General features: G+C 60.8%; 17 protein-coding genes. 4 read left to right on the plus strand and 13 right to left on the minus strand.

Annotated elements, in window-relative coordinates:
* Positions 1 to 37: 37 nt before the first annotated feature.
* Positions 38 to 766, minus strand: coding sequence for an SDR family NAD(P)-dependent oxidoreductase (locus phaeop14_RS14155; RefSeq protein ID WP_040174764.1), 729 nt, complete (start codon positions 764 to 766; stop codon positions 38 to 40).
* A 215-nt stretch (positions 767 to 981) separates the two neighbouring features.
* On the opposite strand from phaeop14_RS14155, the gene argB reads away from it, so the two are divergent.
* The 4 genes from argB (at position 982) to phaeop14_RS14175 (ending at position 3885) form a co-directional block, all read left to right on the plus strand.
* A complete protein-coding gene (argB, locus tag phaeop14_RS14160) occupies positions 982 to 1842 on the plus strand; it encodes an acetylglutamate kinase (protein WP_040174765.1) in 861 nt (286 codons plus the stop codon).
* A 128-nt stretch (positions 1843 to 1970) separates the two neighbouring features.
* Positions 1971 to 2714, plus strand: coding sequence for a ferredoxin (locus phaeop14_RS14165; protein ID WP_096789921.1), 744 nt, complete (start codon positions 1971 to 1973; stop codon positions 2712 to 2714).
* A complete protein-coding gene (locus phaeop14_RS14170; RefSeq protein WP_040174767.1) occupies positions 2711 to 3208 on the plus strand; it encodes a SixA phosphatase family protein in 498 nt (165 codons plus the stop codon). The genes phaeop14_RS14165 and phaeop14_RS14170 overlap by 4 nt, the downstream gene beginning before the upstream one ends.
* A gap of 218 nt (positions 3209 to 3426) precedes the next feature.
* The gene (locus phaeop14_RS14175; protein WP_096789922.1) at positions 3427 to 3885 is read left to right on the plus strand and encodes a DUF411 domain-containing protein; all 459 of its coding nucleotides are present in this window, start codon (positions 3427 to 3429) and stop codon (positions 3883 to 3885) included.
* Between the two features lie 158 nt (positions 3886 to 4043).
* Here phaeop14_RS14175 and phaeop14_RS14180 read toward each other — a convergent pair whose 3' ends face one another.
* The 12 genes from phaeop14_RS14180 to phaeop14_RS14235 all read right to left on the minus strand — a co-directional run bounded on the left by phaeop14_RS14180 (position 4044) and on the right by phaeop14_RS14235 (position 16207).
* Positions 4044 to 4835, minus strand: coding sequence for an amino acid ABC transporter ATP-binding protein (locus phaeop14_RS14180; RefSeq protein WP_040174773.1), 792 nt, complete (start codon positions 4833 to 4835; stop codon positions 4044 to 4046).
* A gap of 12 nt (positions 4836 to 4847) precedes the next feature.
* Positions 4848 to 6146: an amino acid ABC transporter permease gene (locus phaeop14_RS14185; protein WP_040174776.1), complete on the minus strand. Its 1299-nt coding sequence runs from the start codon at positions 6144 to 6146 to the stop codon at positions 4848 to 4850.
* 3 nt (positions 6147 to 6149) lie between these two features.
* Positions 6150 to 7382, minus strand: coding sequence for an amino acid ABC transporter permease (locus tag phaeop14_RS14190; RefSeq protein WP_040180831.1), 1233 nt, complete (start codon positions 7380 to 7382; stop codon positions 6150 to 6152).
* Positions 7383 to 7525: 143 nt separating this feature from the next.
* Positions 7526 to 8542: an amino acid ABC transporter substrate-binding protein gene (locus tag phaeop14_RS14195; RefSeq protein WP_014875973.1), complete on the minus strand. Its 1017-nt coding sequence runs from the start codon at positions 8540 to 8542 to the stop codon at positions 7526 to 7528.
* A gap of 229 nt (positions 8543 to 8771) precedes the next feature.
* Entirely contained in the window at positions 8772 to 9479 is a 708-nt protein-coding gene (locus tag phaeop14_RS14200) for an ATP12 family chaperone protein (protein WP_096789923.1), read from the minus strand.
* A 4-nt stretch (positions 9480 to 9483) separates the two neighbouring features.
* Positions 9484 to 10152 (minus strand): HAD-IA family hydrolase, encoded by a 669-nt coding sequence (locus phaeop14_RS14205; protein WP_096789924.1) that lies wholly within the window; start codon positions 10150 to 10152, stop codon positions 9484 to 9486.
* Between the two features lie 12 nt (positions 10153 to 10164).
* Positions 10165 to 11211, minus strand: coding sequence for an RluA family pseudouridine synthase (locus tag phaeop14_RS14210; RefSeq protein ID WP_014875976.1), 1047 nt, complete (start codon positions 11209 to 11211; stop codon positions 10165 to 10167).
* Positions 11208 to 11588, minus strand: coding sequence for a fluoride efflux transporter CrcB (gene crcB / locus phaeop14_RS14215; RefSeq protein WP_040174786.1), 381 nt, complete (start codon positions 11586 to 11588; stop codon positions 11208 to 11210). The genes phaeop14_RS14210 and crcB overlap by 4 nt, the downstream gene beginning before the upstream one ends.
* A gap of 134 nt (positions 11589 to 11722) precedes the next feature.
* Entirely contained in the window at positions 11723 to 13045 is a 1323-nt protein-coding gene (locus phaeop14_RS14220) for a replication-associated recombination protein A (protein WP_096789925.1), read from the minus strand.
* A 2-nt stretch (positions 13046 to 13047) separates the two neighbouring features.
* Entirely contained in the window at positions 13048 to 14445 is a 1398-nt protein-coding gene (locus tag phaeop14_RS14225) for a trypsin-like peptidase domain-containing protein (protein WP_040180855.1), read from the minus strand.
* 188 nt (positions 14446 to 14633) lie between these two features.
* The gene (rplQ, locus tag phaeop14_RS14230) at positions 14634 to 15056 is read right to left on the minus strand and encodes a 50S ribosomal protein L17 (protein ID WP_014875980.1); all 423 of its coding nucleotides are present in this window, start codon (positions 15054 to 15056) and stop codon (positions 14634 to 14636) included.
* A 134-nt stretch (positions 15057 to 15190) separates the two neighbouring features.
* The gene (locus tag phaeop14_RS14235; protein WP_014875981.1) at positions 15191 to 16207 is read right to left on the minus strand and encodes a DNA-directed RNA polymerase subunit alpha; all 1017 of its coding nucleotides are present in this window, start codon (positions 16205 to 16207) and stop codon (positions 15191 to 15193) included.
* Positions 16208 to 16243 lie beyond the last annotated feature (36 nt).

Below are 16243 nucleotides of genomic sequence, written 5' to 3' on the forward strand. Positions count from 1 at the left end.
GGGCGTTTTGTCTCTAATCCGCAAGGTAGAGCCGATATCAGACGTGTTGGGCGCCGTTCACCTCAATCTCCGCACCCGAGATATAAGAGCTTTGGTCCGAACACAGATAGTAGATCGCCGCGGCCACCTCCTCCGGCTGGCCCAGACGCTGCAGCGGCAGTTTCTTCACGATCTTGTCGGTGCCCGGCGACAGAATCGCGGTCTCCACCTCTCCCGGCGCAATCGCATTGACCCGCACGCCCAGCGGGCCGAAATCATGGGCCATCTCGCGCGTCAGCGCCGCCAGGGCCGCCTTGGATGTGGCATAGGCCGCCCCGGCAAAGGGATGCACCCGGCTGCCCGCAATCGACGTTACATTGACAACAGATCCCTTGGCCGCGGCCAGCTCATCCTTCAGTCCCCGTGCCAGCACCACAGAGGCAAAGAAATTCACGTGGAACACCTTGCCCCAGGTCATCAGGTCGGTGTCCAGCGTGCTCAGCCGCTCGCCCTTTGGTCCCTTGGGCGACACGCCGGCATTGTTGACCAGCGCATCCAGCTGCCCGTTCAGTAGCTCCTGTATTTCCCCCACCTTGTTGATGGTGTCCGTCGGGTCGGAGAGGTCCACCTGCACATGGTTTTCCTGCCCTCCCCCCCAGGGGCATTCGGCAGGAAAGGGCTGGCGCGAACAGGTGATCACCCGCCAGCCTTCGGCATTGAACCGCTGCACCGTCGCATGGCCGATGCCCCGGCTTGCACCGGTCAACAACAGGGTCTTCTTGCGCATGTTACCATCCTTGGCCCAAAGCCAGTCCCGAGGTTCCGTCTGACAGTCAGACGATCGGCGCCACATCATCGGCACGTTGAGGCGAACCTAGCACCCCAACAGGCAACTGCAATGGGGCGAATACTCTGCCCGATGCTTGGCACAGCGAGCAGAACCGCGTAACACATGGCCCACGCCTGCGCCGTTTGCTGCGGCCAGTTCCAGGGATTGCAACGATGAAGAAACAAGACATGAACCGCGATTGGATTGCTACAGCCGAGACCCTCTCAAGCGCCCTGCCTTATCTGCAGCGCTATGACGGTGCCATCGTCGTGATCAAACTGGGTGGCCACGCCATGGGCAGCGACGAGGCGATGGAAACCTTTGCCCGCGACATCGTGCTGTTGCGGCAGGTCGGGGTGAATCCGGTTATCGTTCATGGCGGCGGCCCGATGATCAATGCCATGCTGGAAAAACTGCAGATCAAATCCGATTTCGTGAACGGCAAGCGGGTCACCGATGCTGCCACCATGGATGTGGTCGAAATGGTGCTGTCCGGCGTGGTGAACAAACGCATCGTGCAGGCGATCAACCGTCAAGGCGGCGCCGGTGTTGGCCTTTCGGGCAAGGATGCAAATCTCATCACCTGCACCCAGGCGGACCCGGATCTCGGCTTTGTCGGGACCCCGTCGCAGATGGACCCCTCCGTGCTCCACCACCTGTTTGAACAGGACATGATCCCGGTCATTGCCCCCATTGGCGCAGGCCCCAATGGCGAGACCTTCAACATCAATGGCGACACCGCCGCTGGGGCCATTGCCTCCGCGTTGAAGGCCGACCGGCTGCTGCTGCTCACTGATGTCTCCGGCGTCAAGAACGGCGCAGGTGAGGTGGTTACAGAGTTGAAAGCCGCCGACGTCGAGGCGATGACCCGCGACGGTGTGATCATCGGCGGCATGATCCCGAAAACCGAAACCGCACTGTCGGCCGTCCGCAGCGGTGTGCGGGCCTGTACCATCGTCGACGGACGGGTGCCCAACGCGGTGCTGCTGGAGCTGTTCACCGACCACGGGGCCGGGTCGATGATCCGCCCCTGAGCTTTACTTGATTGCTTCGGCGCGCTTTACGCCCAATTGACGACAGTGAAATCCCCTTAGGGAAACTGGCCAAACTGCGCTAGACTGGGGCCATGACCAGCCCCCCCGACACGGACAGGCCCGTTGCCATGGATTTAGCAGCGGCACCTGTCGCTGACCCTGTTGAGACCACCCAAGGTTACGCCCGGCTGCAAAACGCCGCCGAAAGGCTTGGGTTGGATATCTACGGCGGCTTTCATCCCTCACCTGCAGACATGTCCCGCTTCCCCGGCGCTTCCTTGCCCGTGGATGCCGCCCCCGGCCTCCCCCATGGCACGCTGATCCTGCTGGGCACGGCGCAGTCCTTCTGGACACACTTTCGCGGCAGCCCAGAGGCGCAGGACGGCGCTGCCGACCCGGTTGACCGCTGGTCGCGCCGCGTCATCACCGCATTGGCAGAAACATGGCAGGCCACACCGGCCTTCCCCTTCACAGGCCCGCCCTATGCGCCGTTTGTGGACTGGGCGCTGACAACGGGCCGCTGTTTCACATCCCCGTCGCAAATGCTGGTGCATGATCGCTACGGTATGATGATTTCCTTTCGCAGTGCGCTTTATTTCACCACTCCTCTGGACCTGCCACCTGCACCACGGGCCCAGACGCCCTGCCTCAGCTGCGATGCCCGCCCCTGCCTGACCACCTGCCCGGTGGCCGCCCTGAACGATGGTGGCCCCTATGATCTGGCAGCCTGCCATGACCATCTAGACAGCCCCGCAGGTGCGCCCTGCCTGTCCGATGGCTGCCTCGCCCGCCGCGCCTGCCCATTGAGCGCAGGCGCTGACCGTCTCCCGGCGCAATCCGCCCATCACATGAGGTATTTTCACATAAAATGACCTGCACGCTGATCCTGACCCGCCACGCCAAATCCGCCTGGGATACCTCCGCCCCCAGCGACCACGCCCGCCCGCTGAACAACCGTGGCCGCCATTCCGCCGCGGCCGTCGGCACCTGGTTGCGCGAAATCGGGATGATCCCGGATCAAGTGATCTCCTCCTCGGCGCAGCGCACCCGCGAGACCTGTGATCTGATGGAGCTTGGTGCGCCTGCGGTTTTCATCGAACGGCTCTATCATGCCAGCGCGGAGATCTTGTTTCAGGTGCTGCGTGAGGCCGAACACAAGCGGGTGCTGATTCTGGGCCACAACCCCGGACTTGCCGCCTTTGCCCATTCCATCGTCCGCCACCCGCCGGATCATTCCCGGTTTGACGACTTCCCTACCGGCGCCACGCTGATCGCCCGTTTCGACATCGACAGCTGGGCCGATCTGACGTGGAGCAGCGGCAAGGTGGCAGAGTTCACTGTCCCGCGTGAATTGCTGGGCGCCTGACCCCAGACCTGACAGCGCCGCACCCGCAGGCCTCCCGCCCGTCACAGCTGCATCACCATGCAACCGCTCCCGTTGGGCGTGGCGCCGCTAGCGCGGCGCTGCGGCCACCGCATCTGTGGCATCCTGTCGCTCCCACACGGGAACCCCTTCGCCCCCTTTTGCGGATATCCCCTACCATCTGGGGGACTTGAGACCACCGCATATGGAGCCCCTTTGAGATGAACCGCCGATCCTTTCTGCTCACCGCGACCGCCACGCTACCCCTCGCTACAGGCGCATGGGCCGTCACAGACGCCACCCCGATGATAGAGGTGATGAAGTCCCCAAGCTGCGGCTGTTGCACCGGTTGGGTGGACCACCTCCGCACCTCAGGCTTCCAGACAGATGTCCGGAATGTCAGCGACGATCAGCTCTGGCAGATGAAATCCCGGCTTGGCATCACCGATGCGCTGGCCTCCTGCCACACTGCAATAATCGCGGGCTATGTGATCGAAGGCCATGTGCCCGCACAAGATATTAGCCGCCTTCTCGCCGAACGCCCGGGTGCCCGCGGTCTCAGCGTGCCCGGCATGCCGATCGGCTCTCCCGGCATGGAGATCAGCGACGACATCGAACCCTTCGCGACGCTGCTGATCCGCGAGGATGGCACCAGCGAAATCTTCGCACACCACAGCTAGCATCTGCGCAACTGCGCCCTGTCATCTTTCCAGAAATACTCCGGGGGTCAGGGGGCAGCGCCCCCTGCCGGTGCTCCCTGACACTGCCCTGGCCAGGGCCGCAAACCAAAAAAGGCCGGGCAGACGCCCGGCCTTTTCAATATCATAGCAGACAGACCTCAGTGGCCGAGGATCTGGCTCAGGAACAGCTTGGTACGCTCGCTCTGCGGGTTGTTGAAGAACTCTTCCGGCTCATTCTGCTCCACGATCTGCCCCGCATCCATGAAGATCACGCGGTTCGCCACCTGACGGGCAAAGCCCATCTCATGCGTCACGCAGAGCATGGTCATGCCCTCTTCTGCGAGCTCGATCATAGTGTCGAGCACCTCTTTGATCATCTCCGGGTCCAGTGCCGACGTCGGTTCATCAAACAGCATGATCCGCGGCATCATGCACAGCGAGCGGGCAATCGCCACACGCTGCTGCTGGCCACCGGAGAGCATGCCCGGATATTTATGCGCCTGGTCGGGGATCTTCACCTTTTCCAGGAAGTGCATCGCCCGCTCTTCGGCTTCTTTCTTGGGCGTCTTGCGCACCCAGATCGGCGCCAGCGTGCAATTCTCAAGAATCGTCAGATGCGGGAACAGGTTGAAGTGCTGGAACACCATGCCAACCTCGGACCGGATCTTGTCGATATTCTTGAGATCGTTGGACAGTTCTGTGCCATCCACCATGATCTTGCCCTGCTGGTGCTCTTCCAGCGCGTTGAGGCAGCGGATCAGGGTGGATTTGCCGGACCCCGACGGTCCCGCGATCACGATCCGCTCGCCCTGATTGACGGTCAAATTGATGTCGCGCAACACATGGAACGAGCCATACCACTTGTTCATATTGTTGATTTCGATAGCAACCTCGTCGCTCACCTGCATTTTGGAGCGGTCGATGGCGCGGTCGGACATAAGTTCAGACATATGTTGAACTCCTTAGTGGTGATCGGTGGCGAGACGACGCTCGAGCCACTGTGAGTATTGAGAGATGCCGTAGCAGACGATGAAGAACAGGAAGGCGGCGAAGCCGAGGAGTTCCCAATAAACGCCGTTCCACTCAGTGGAGGCGAGGATTGGGCCACGGATCATGCCCACCAGGTCGAACATCGAGATGACCGACACCAGCGTGGTATCCTTGAACAGGCCGACGGCCACGTTCACGATACCGGGGATCGAGATCTTCAGGGCCTGCGGCAGAATGATCAGGCGCATCGCCTGCGGATAATCCAGCCCCAGACTGTCTGCTGCTTCATACTGCCCCTTGGGCAGCGCGGCCAGACCGCCCCGGATCACTTCGGCGATATAGGCCGCAGAGAACAGGGTGATCATGATGACCACGCGCAGGAACAGGTCCACGGTGGCATCTGGCGGGAAGAAGTAGGACAGCATCACAGATGCCACGAACAACAGGGTGATCAGCGGCACGCCACGCACGAATTCGATGAAAACGACGCAGATCCACTTGATCAGAGGCATGTTGGACTGACGCCCCAGTGCCAGCGCGATACCAAGCGGCACCGACAGCGACACACAGGTGACACCCAGCATCATGTTCAGCATGAAGCCGCCCAGATCTCGCGAGGGCACAGCCGACAGCATCGCGTTGTCAGACGCCCCTTCCGGGATCAGAAAGCCGCCGACATTCCAGACCACGATCGCCGCAACAATCGCACCGAAGAACCCAAGAGCAAAGCTGCCCTTACCGAATTTCTGAAACACGAACCCGGCAGCAACAAAGCCAAGCAGGGCAACGATCGGCACCAGGATGGAACCACCCCAGATCAACCAGAAGGCCAGGAAAGGATAGATTGCGGTGAAGGCCAGGAGCTTGCGCGGCAGATCAAAGAACAGCACGGGTGCCAATGCGACCAGCAACAACACCAATGCAAGATTTGGGCGCCAATATTCCGTGCCTGGATATTTGAAGCCATAGAGCAGCTGGTTCCAACGCTCAGTGAGAACTGAGAAGCAGGCGCCAACCTTGCCATCCAGAACCTCACGACATTCCGCGAGAGAGTTGGTGGTCCAGACGCCATTCAGCAACCACGGCAGGGTGCTGCTCAGCAGAGCATAGATCAGCGCCAGCGCCGCCAGGGTCAGGATCGAATTGGGGATGCTGGAGAACAGGTTCTCGCGCATCCATTTATAGACCCCGGTCTCGCGGCCCGGCGGCGGCGCCGGTGGGATCTGGGTTTCGCGGACAAAGGCGACAGTTTGTGCGTGTGTATCGCTCATGTCTCAGCGCTCCTTCAGTTTCACAGATGCGTTGTAGACGTTCATCACCATGGAGATGAGCAGCGACGCGGTGAGATAGAACAACATCAGCAGCAGCACGCATTCGATGGCGCGGCCGGTCTGGTTCAGCGTAATGCCGCCCAGGGTCGCGGTGATGTCGGCATAGCCCACAGCAATCGCCAGCGAGGAGTTCTTGGTGATGTTGAGGAAGTTGGAGATCAGCGGCGGAATAATGACGCGCAGCGCCTGCGGCAGCACCACGAGGTTCATGATCCGGCCCGGACGCAGACCCAGTGCTGCGGCAGCCTCAGTCTGACCCTTGTTGATCGCCTGAATACCCGCACGCACGTTTTCCGCGATGAAGGCACCGGTGTAGATCGACAGGGCAAACCACAGGGCAATCAGCGGCCCACCGATCTTGATACCGCCCTTGAAGTTGAAGCCTTTCAGCTCAGGCACTTCCCAGGACAGGCCCATGACAAACAGGACCAGCGCCAGTGGCACCAGCCAGACGCCCAAGGCAATCAGCTTGGTGTTGGGACGTACGCCGGTCTTTTCCTGCGTTTTGGTCGCGTTGGTCTCGACCCTGCGCATCACAAGGAAGGACCCGACCAACACTGCGATGATCACCAGCCAGTTCAACGCACCCGAGGCGAAGAAACCGCTCTCGAACCAGGGCATCGGGATGTAGACACCACGGTTGGTAAAGGCGAAGAGGTCAAACAGCATGCTCGACGTGGCGTTGTCACCCCGGAATTCCCGAGGCCCCGGCATCACGGCGGTCATGACGGTGAAAATGATGATGATCCAGATCAGAACCGGAATATTGCGGAAGATTTCCACATAAACGGCCATCAATTTGGAGACGAGCCAGTTGTTCGACAGGCGCAGAACACCCGCAATCACACCAAAGATGGTGGCGGTGATACAGGCAAGAACGGCCACCAGCAGCGTGTTCAGAACACCAACAACCGCCGCACGCGCGTGGCTGGACTGGCTGTCGTATTCGATCAGACGCTGGTTGATGTCGTAACCGGATGGATCCCCAAGGAACCCGTATGAAATATTCAGACCCGCGGCCCGCAGGTTCTGAATAAGGTTGTTCCCCAGATACCAGATGGCCAAGGCCAGAACCAGTGCAGCAATCGCCTGGAAGGTCAACGAACGATAGCGGGTATCGTTGACCAACATGGACAGCTGAAACTGTGCCTTTGGAGGGTCAGTGAGAGTTGACATGAATGTGTGATCCCCGTGGCTTATAGGTCAACTGATCGGCGGGGTTGGTTCCCTGCTCGCGTCAGACCTCAAGCGTTTTTGTTAGGATAGGTCGGTAGGAAAAAAGGGCGCAGGTTGGTCCTGCGCCCTTTCCTCAGTCGTTCTTAGCGGAAGGGCGGTGCGTAGAGCAGGCCGCCTTCGGTCCACTGTGCGTTCAGACCGCGTGCCAGACCAATCGGAGTGTCTTCGCCGATGTTCTTCGCAAAGACTTCGCCGTAGTTGCCGCCGGCGCCGATGGCGTTTTTCGCCCAGTCAGCCGACAGACCCAGCATTTCGCCCAGGGTGCCTTCGGTGCCCAGCAGACGGTTGATTTCCGGGTTCTCGGTACCTGCAGCCATCTCGCCGATATTGGCGGAGGTCACGCCCAGCTCTTCAGCTGCGACGAGTGCGTTCAGGCTCCAGCGGACAACGTCGCCCCACTCGTGGTCGCCGTGACGAACCAGCGGGCCCAGCGGCTCTTTGGAGATGATTTCGGGCAGCAGAACATGCGCCGAAGGATCATCAAAGGTCGCGCGGGTTGCCGCCAGACCAGACGCGTCGGTGGTGTAGACGTCACAGGCGCCTGCCAGGTACTGCTGCTGCGCTTCAGCGTTGGTTTCGATCGGAACCGGCTCATAGCTGATGTTGTTGGAGCGGAAGAAATCCGCCAGGTTCAGCTCGGTTGTGGTACCGGTCTGGATACAGACGGTCGCGCCATCCAGTTCCTTCGCGGAGGACACGCCCAATTCCTTGGGAACCATGAAGCCCTGACCGTCGTAGTAGTTCACACCAACAAATTCGAACTTCAGGTCGACATCGCGGCTGAAGGTCCAGGTGGTGTTCCGCGCCAGCATATCGATCTCGCCGGAGGCCAGAGCGGTGAAGCGGGTTTTGCCGGTGGTCGGCACGAATTCAACGGCGGTCGAGTCGCCCAGTACAGCCGCAGCAACCGCGCGGCAGACAGCAACGTCAAAACCTTCCCATTCGCCATTGGCATTGGGCGCTGCAAAGCCGACCAGACCAGTGGTCACGCCGCAGTTCAGCTTGCCACGGGCCTTGACGTCATCCAGCGTTCCCGCCGCAGCGGCACCGGCGGCCAGACCAGCAACAGTCAGCGCACCCAAAATTACCTTATTCTTCATGTTTACCTCTTCCTGATTGTCCGCCTATTTGGCGGCTCTTTTTGCCCGGCACCAGCCATGCCGGAGATAGGTGTTGAAACAGGGTTTTGCCCATTTCGCGATCGAGTGTGGTCGCATTCATCAACAAACGTCAAGTGCGGGATCAGGAATTTCGATGGGCGCATGCCGAACATTTTCGTGGGCGCGAACGATTTTTGCGGCTGCGCGGCAATCTCGGTAATATATTGCGCTAACAGGAAAAATCGTAGAACCGTTTAGCGTGTAAAAACGCATGGCGTTTCAGGTCAGCAGTGGCCTGGGCCTCTTCGTCCTGGCCCCATTGCTGCTCCTGCCACAGTTCATCCAGCCGAGACATTTCCCAGATCTGTTCGGCTGGGCGCCAGCCTTTTGCCGCTGCGAACCCAAGGATCAGAGACCCCGACATTGCTACCAGATCATGGAAAGCAGCCAGCTGAAATGGTGTCATTTCATGGACTAAGCCGCGCAACCGCGCCAGCGCCTCGGGGTTTTGCGGTGCATGCAATATTCCGGAACGCGGCTCCAAACGGGCGCGGAGCACATCTGCCGCCCACTCCAGCGCCGGGTCCCAGATTTCGGCCTGGCGCTGCACCAACTCGGTTGGCATCTGCGCGCGATAGCACAAAAGATCGGAATCGCCGTATTCGGCCAGCATATCCGCAACGGCGGCGCGCTGTTGTGTCACCTTGTCGATTGCGGCATTGGCCGAACGGGTGACCGGCATGGTGTTAGGGTTAACTGATTCGGTCTGCGCGTTCCATTCCGCCGCAATTGCCTCGGCCATTTCGCGACCCGGAACAGAAAGCGCAGCTTTTGACGGAGTTTTTACGCGCCGCCCGTCCAATTCCACCGCAAACCCATCCTCGGTTTCGGCCACTGAGACGGTTTTCCAGAATCGCTTTTGTTTCCACTCGCTCATATCGTCAGTCTTTCCAGATGTGCTGTAACAGCGGCGCCAGGTCGGCGAAGCTGTCGATAATGTGATCCGCCCCCAGCTGGTCCGCCGGGTGAAATCCCCAGTTCACGGCAATGGTGCGCACGCCGGCAGCCCGGCCCATATCGATGTCAAAACTGGTGTCGCCGATCATCACAGTATGCTCAGGCAGTGCCCCGGTCTCGGCCATCGCCCGCAGCACCATGGACGGATGCGGCTTTGACGGGTGGTGGTCCGCACATTGGCGGGTTACGAAACACCGCAGCTCATGCGCCTCGATCAGCGCATCCAATCCACGTTGAGATTTGCCAGTGGCTACCCCCAGCAGGTAGTGCGGCACGGCATTCAGCTCCGCCAGCACCTCTGCCGCCCCCGGGTAAAGCGGTGAATGCCCGGCACCCGCAGCCATGCGGGCGGATTTGTAGGCAGACTTATAGCCCTCAACCAACTCTGCCTGAACACTGGCATCCAGCGCCGGGGCCAGTTCGGCAATTGCCAAGGGCAGCGACAGGCCGACGATCGACAGAATCTCCGTCCGGTTGGGCGCCGCCAGTCCGACCCCGTCAAAGGCGGCCGCCATCGCCGAGGTGATCGCGCCCTGGCTGTCCGCCAGGGTACCATCCACATCAAACAGGATCAGACGCAACTCACCACTCATCTGTGCAGCCCCTTATTGCAGGCTCTCAAACGGATCTTCTGCCGCCAGATCTTCGGACCAGCCAAAGGTGTCCCAGCTGTCCTTCATGTGATCGGGCAAAGGTGCTGTGATCGACAGCGGCTTTTTCGTGGTCGGATGCTCAAACGCCATACGGCGGCAGTGCAAATGCAGCTTCTTGGAGATAATCCCCCCCAGCTGCGCGCCCCAGCCATCGCCGAGGTTTTCCTGACTGGAGCCACCGTATTTGCCGTCACCGGCAATCGGGTGACCGATTTCCGCCATATGCGCGCGCAGCTGATGGGTACGGCCTGTGATCGGCTCCATCGCAACCCAGGCCGCACGGCTGGCCACACGGTAGAGCGTGGCGTAATGGGTGTGCGAGCGTTTGGCGCCGGGTGTGCTGTCCACCTCATTGGAATGGATGGCGATCATTTTCTCGCCCTCGCCCGATTTGCCGTGTCCCGGCGCCTTCACCAGGCCGCATTTGATTTCACCAAGATAGGGCGTCGGCACCCCGGCCACCAGCGCCCAATAGATCTTGCGGGTGGCGCGATGCCGGAAGGCTGCGGTCAGCGACTGCGCCGCGAGGCGGGTGCGCGCCAGCACCAGCACACCTGAGGTGTCCTTGTCCAAACGATGCACCAGACGCGGCTTTTCTTCGGCGTCGAACTGCAGGGCCGCACTCAGCCCGTCGACATGTTTGGTGGTGCCGCTGCCGCCCTGCACCGCCAAACCTGCGGGTTTGTTCAACACGATGACGGCATCGTCCTTGTAGATCACACAGCCACGGATCATCTTGGCGTCCGCTTCGGAAATCCGGTAGCTCGGCGCCTCTGCCGGTTTCAGATCGCTTGCGCCAAGCGGCGGCACACGCACCACCTGCCCGGCGGCGACGCGGCTGTTGGCCTTCACCCGGCCCCCATCCAGACGCAATTCGCCCTTGCGGCACATCTTCTCGATCCGCCCCTGGCTCACATGCGGGAACAGCCGCCGCAGCCAGCGGTCAATACGCTGGTCTGCATCGTCTTCACTGACGGTAATCATCTGTACGCCGCTCATGCGAACACTCCTCTGGCGGCCATAAGGCCGAAAAACAGCCCGCCGACCGACAGGCCCACGGACAACAGCACATAGAGCGCAGCCTGCCCGAAGGCGCCGCGCTCGATCAGGGTGGCCGTCTCAAGCGAGAAGGCCGAAAACGTTGTGAAACCGCCCAGAAGGCCAGTCATCACAAACGGGCTCAGGTGGGTCAGCCCCTTATGGGCGGCCGTGACAATAAAGGCGCCCATAAGAAAGGAGCCGATCACATTCACCGTCAGAATCGCCACCGGAAATTCTCCCGCCCCAAAAAGGCGGTAAATCCCCAAACCGGCCAGATAGCGGCAGGCGGCACCGATCGCGCCGCCCAAGGCCACATATAGAACCGAAAAAACCATCAACGGTCTGTCGCCGGCTGGCGCATGGATGTCAAGTTTTGCGCAAGCATGGCAGCATTGCGCAGCGGCGCAGGCCCGTCACCTTTCCCAAAATACTCGCGCCGCAGGCACCGGCTTTTTCCCGCAAAGCCGGATCAGCTGTTCCGTTTGGCGCGCAAATTGGCGAAATACTCGGTCCGGCGCTTTAACTCGCGCTCGAACCCGCGCTCAACCGGCTGATATAGCACCGGACGTGGCACATCGTCGGGAAAGTAGTTCTGTCCAGAAAACCCATCTGCCGCGTTGTGGTCGTAGTCATAGCCGTCACCGTAGCCTTGCGATTTCATCAGCTTGGTCGGCGCATTCAGAATATGTTTCGGCGGCGGGGCACTGCCGGTCTGTTTCGCCAGTCGGCGCGCCGCCTTATAGGCCATGTAGCCGGCGTTGGTCTTCGGCGCGAGGGCCAGATAGATCACCGCCTGCGCCAGCGCCAGCTCGCCCTCTGGACTGCCCAGACGCTCATAGGTTTCCCAAGCCTGAATGCAGATGCCCTGCGCCTGCGGGTCGGCAAGGGCGATATCCTCAACCGCCATCCGGGTCAGGCGGCGGGCCAGGTACCGGGGATCCTCTCCCCCCTCCAGCATACGGGCGAACCAATAAAGGGCTGCATCCGGGTCCGAACCGCGCACGGATTTATGCAGCGCGGAAATCAGATTGTAATGCTCATCACCGGATTTGTCGTATTTCGCCGCCCGCCGCATCAGCCGTGCAGCCAGCGCCTCACGCCCCAACGGGCGATCTACCTTCCAGGCCGCAACCTGTTCGATCAGGTTCAGCAGGGCGCGCCCGTCGCCATCGGCCATCTCCTGCAAGGCGTCCCGCGCATCCGGGGTCAGCGGCAGGGCGCGATCCAGTTCCTGCTCCGCCCTCTGGTTCAGCCGTTCCAAGTCCGTAAGCGACAAGCGCTCCAACACCAAGACCTGCGCGCGGCTCAGCACAGCGGCGTTCAGCTCAAAACTCGGGTTCTCGGTCGTGGCCCCGACCAGGAGGATGGTGCCATCCTCCATATGCGGCAGGAACCCGTCCTGCTGGGCCTTGTTGAATCGATGGATCTCATCCACGAAGAGCAGCGTGCCCTGCCCGTTCTGGCGGCGGATCTTGGCCGCCTCGAACACTTTCTTCAGATCCGGCACGCCGGTGAAAATGGCTGAGATCTGCACAAAATGCAGATCCGTCTCTCGCGCCAGAAGCCGCGCGATGGTGGTCTTGCCCACACCGGGCGGCCCCCAGAAGATCAGCGACGAGAGCGAGCCGGAGGCCAGCATCACCCCAAGCGGCGCCTCCTCACCAAGGACCTGCGCCTGACCGATCACCTCTGCCAGCGACTGCGGACGCAGGCGATCCGCCAGCGGGCGGTTCACCTCCGATTGCGGGTCCGGGCGGGGGGCGGCATCGCCACTGTCAAAGAGATCCGCCATGATCAGAGCCGGTAGCGCAGCGAGACGCGCTGGCCCTGCCGGTTGAGATCGACCTTCATCCAACGGCCGACGGTCGCCAGCACGTCAGACACATCGGAGGGCGAGGCAATCACCTCATTGTTGATGCCCAGAATGATATCTCCTGCGCGCAGACCGACGCGGCCGCCATAGGCGCCGGGGTCGGTGATCACCACCCCGTCAGAGGACAAAGGCAGCTGGAACCGCAGGATCGATTGCGGATTGATCCGCGCGACCGTCAGTCCCGGCAGCGGCGTGTTTTTATCAAGGCTGAGCGGGTTGGCAGGTGGCTCATCCGGGGCCAGCATCATCTCGACCGTCAACACCTCGCGTTCGCCTGCCCGCAAACGGGTGATCTCGGCCGTATCGCCGAGCCCGGTAACGGACATGCGGAACACCATCTCCGACGGGGAGTTCACCACCTGCCCGGCCACGTCAAGGATCACATCGCCCACCTCAAACCCCGCCTTGGTGAAAGGGCTGGAGGGGTGCAGTTCGGAGATCACCATCCCCTCCGGCAGGTCCATCCCCAGCGAGGCCGCCAGATCCGCATCCACCGGCTGCCCCATCATGCCAGCCCAGGGGCGCTGGAATTCCTCGGCGCCCTGATCGGCCTGTCGCATAAACGCGCGCACCAAATTGGCGGGGATGGCAAAGCCGATACCATTTGAGCCGCCGGAGCGGGTCACGATACGGGTGTTGATGCCGATTAGGTCACCATTCACATCAATCAGCGCCCCGCCAGAGTTACCGGGGTTGATCGGCGCATCTGTCTGGATGAAATAGCCAATACCCTCCCCTGTCGCCGCGCCGCTGCGCGCCAGACCGGAGACGATCCCGCTGCTGACGGTCTGACCAACGCCGAAGGGATTGCCGATGGCCAGCGCCAGCTCACCCACCTCAACCCCGTCACTGTCGCGCAGCTCCAGATAGGGCAGGTCTTCGGCCTCTTCCAATTGCAGAATGGCCAGGTCACTGGCCTGATCCGCCAGCACCACCTGTGCCGCATATTCGCGCCGGTCTGTGGTCACCACACGGATGTCGGTTGCCATGCCCACAACGTGGTAATTCGACACCACAATGCCATCCGCAGACAGGATCACCCCAGATCCGAGGGAGTTCTGCACACGGGGTTGGGGCTTCGAGAGGCCGCGAAAGAAATCATCAAAGAACGGGTCGTTCATAAAAGGCGTGCGGCGCTGTTCATGGACAATCTTGGCGTAGATATTGACCACGGCCGGAGCGGCCTCTTTCACCAAGGGTGCAAAGCCGAGGGAAATTTCCGCCTGATTCTGCGGCACACGGGTCTCTGCGAGCGCCTGTGTGGTGGGGATCTGAGTGGCCAGAAACAGGCCCGCTGCGGTCAGGATTGCGCGAAACATGACGACTCCGATTGTTCTTGTGAACAGGATATGCGGACCGGAGGCATCTTTTACAAGGTTGGATTTGCGGGGGAAAAACGCTTCATTTTCACCCACCCGCTTTCAGCCCGCCGCGCGGAGTGCGAAAACGAAAAACCCCCGCCCTGTTGCCAGAGCGGGGGTCAGGTCCGGTCAGATGACCGATCTGATTATTCGTCAGCAGCAGCTTCTGCTTCGGCCAGACGTGCCTTGTCGGCGGCGCCTTTGGCATCGCGATCACGATCAACGAATTCGATGATCGCCATCGGTGCCATGTCGCCATAGCGGAAACCGGCTTTCAGGATACGGACATAGCCGCCCTGACGGTCTTTGTAGCGCGGGCCCAGAACCTCGAACAGTTTTGCGACGTCCTTGTCTTCCTTCAGCTTGGACGCGGCCTGACGACGGGCGTGCAGGTCGCCGCGCTTTGCCAGGGTGATCATCTTTTCGATGATCGGGCGCAGTTCTTTTGCTTTGGGAAGGGTTGTCTTGATCTGCTCGTGCTCGATCAGCGAGCCAGCCATGTTGGAGAACAGGGCCTTACGGTGCTCATGAGTACGGTTCAGGCGGCGGTAACCACGTGCGTGACGCATTTTGATAGTCCTTTGATCTGCGTTTTTGCTTTGTCAGGCTGCTGATGCGTGTCAGCGGCTCACCTTGGGGCGTGTGCCCTTGTTGTCCCCGGCACATCCGGGCATTTCGGGCGGCCCGTAAGCCGCCCAATCTTTTAGAAGCTGTCTTCGAACTTCTTCGCCAGATCTTCGATGTTGTCCGGCGGCCAGTCCTCGACGTCCATGCCAAGGTGCAGACCCATGCCCGACAGCACTTCTTTGATCTCGTTCAGCGACTTGCGGCCGAAGTTCGGCGTGCGCAGCATTTCTGCTTCGGTCTTCTGGATGAGATCGCCGATGTAGACGATGTTGTCGTTCTTCAGGCAGTTTGCCGAACGTACGGACAGTTCCAGCTCGTCCACTTTCTTCAACAGAAGCGGGTTGAACTCGAGACCGTCGTCATCGTCCTGACGGTTTGCCGATTCCGGCTCGTCGAAGTTGACGAAGATCGACAGCTGATCCTGCACGATACGGGCCGCATAAGCGACCGCGTCATCGGGCGTGATGGAGCCGTCTGTTTCGATCTTCATGGTCAGTTTGTCATAGTCCAGAACCTGACCTTCGCGGGTCGGCTGAACGTCATAGGAGACCTTCTTGACCGGCGAATAGATGGCGTCGATCGGGATCAGACCGATGGGCGCATCTTCGGGCTTGTTCTTGTCAGCAGAGACATAGCCCTTGCCGGTGTTGACGGTCAGTTCCATGAACAGATCCGCACCATCATCAAGGTGGCAGATCACGTGTTCACGGTTCAGCACTTCGATGCCAGCGGATTCGGAGATGTCACCGGCGGTGACAACTGCGGGGCCTTTGGCATTGATCGAAAGACGCTTGGGGCCTTCGACTTCCATGCGCAGCGACACACCTTTGAGGTTCAGGATGATGTCGGTGACATCTTCGCGAACGCCGGCGACGCTGGAGAATTCATGCAGGACGTTGTCGATCTGCACGGAGGTGATGGCGGCGCCTTGCAGCGAGCTCATCAGGACGCGGCGCAGCGCGTTGCCCAGTGTCAGACCAAAGCCGCGCTCCAGCGGTTCAGCCACAACGGTGGCCTGGCGTGCGGGATCATTGCCCGGCTTCACGTCAAGCTGAGTCGGCTTGATCAGTTCAGCCCAATTCTTGTGGATCATGCGGTCCCTCCATTCCTGTCTATACCTCATGTCCGA

Origin of the sequence: Phaeobacter piscinae (assembly GCF_002407245.1) — a bacterium.
Lineage (GTDB): Bacteria > Pseudomonadota > Alphaproteobacteria > Rhodobacterales > Rhodobacteraceae > Phaeobacter > Phaeobacter piscinae.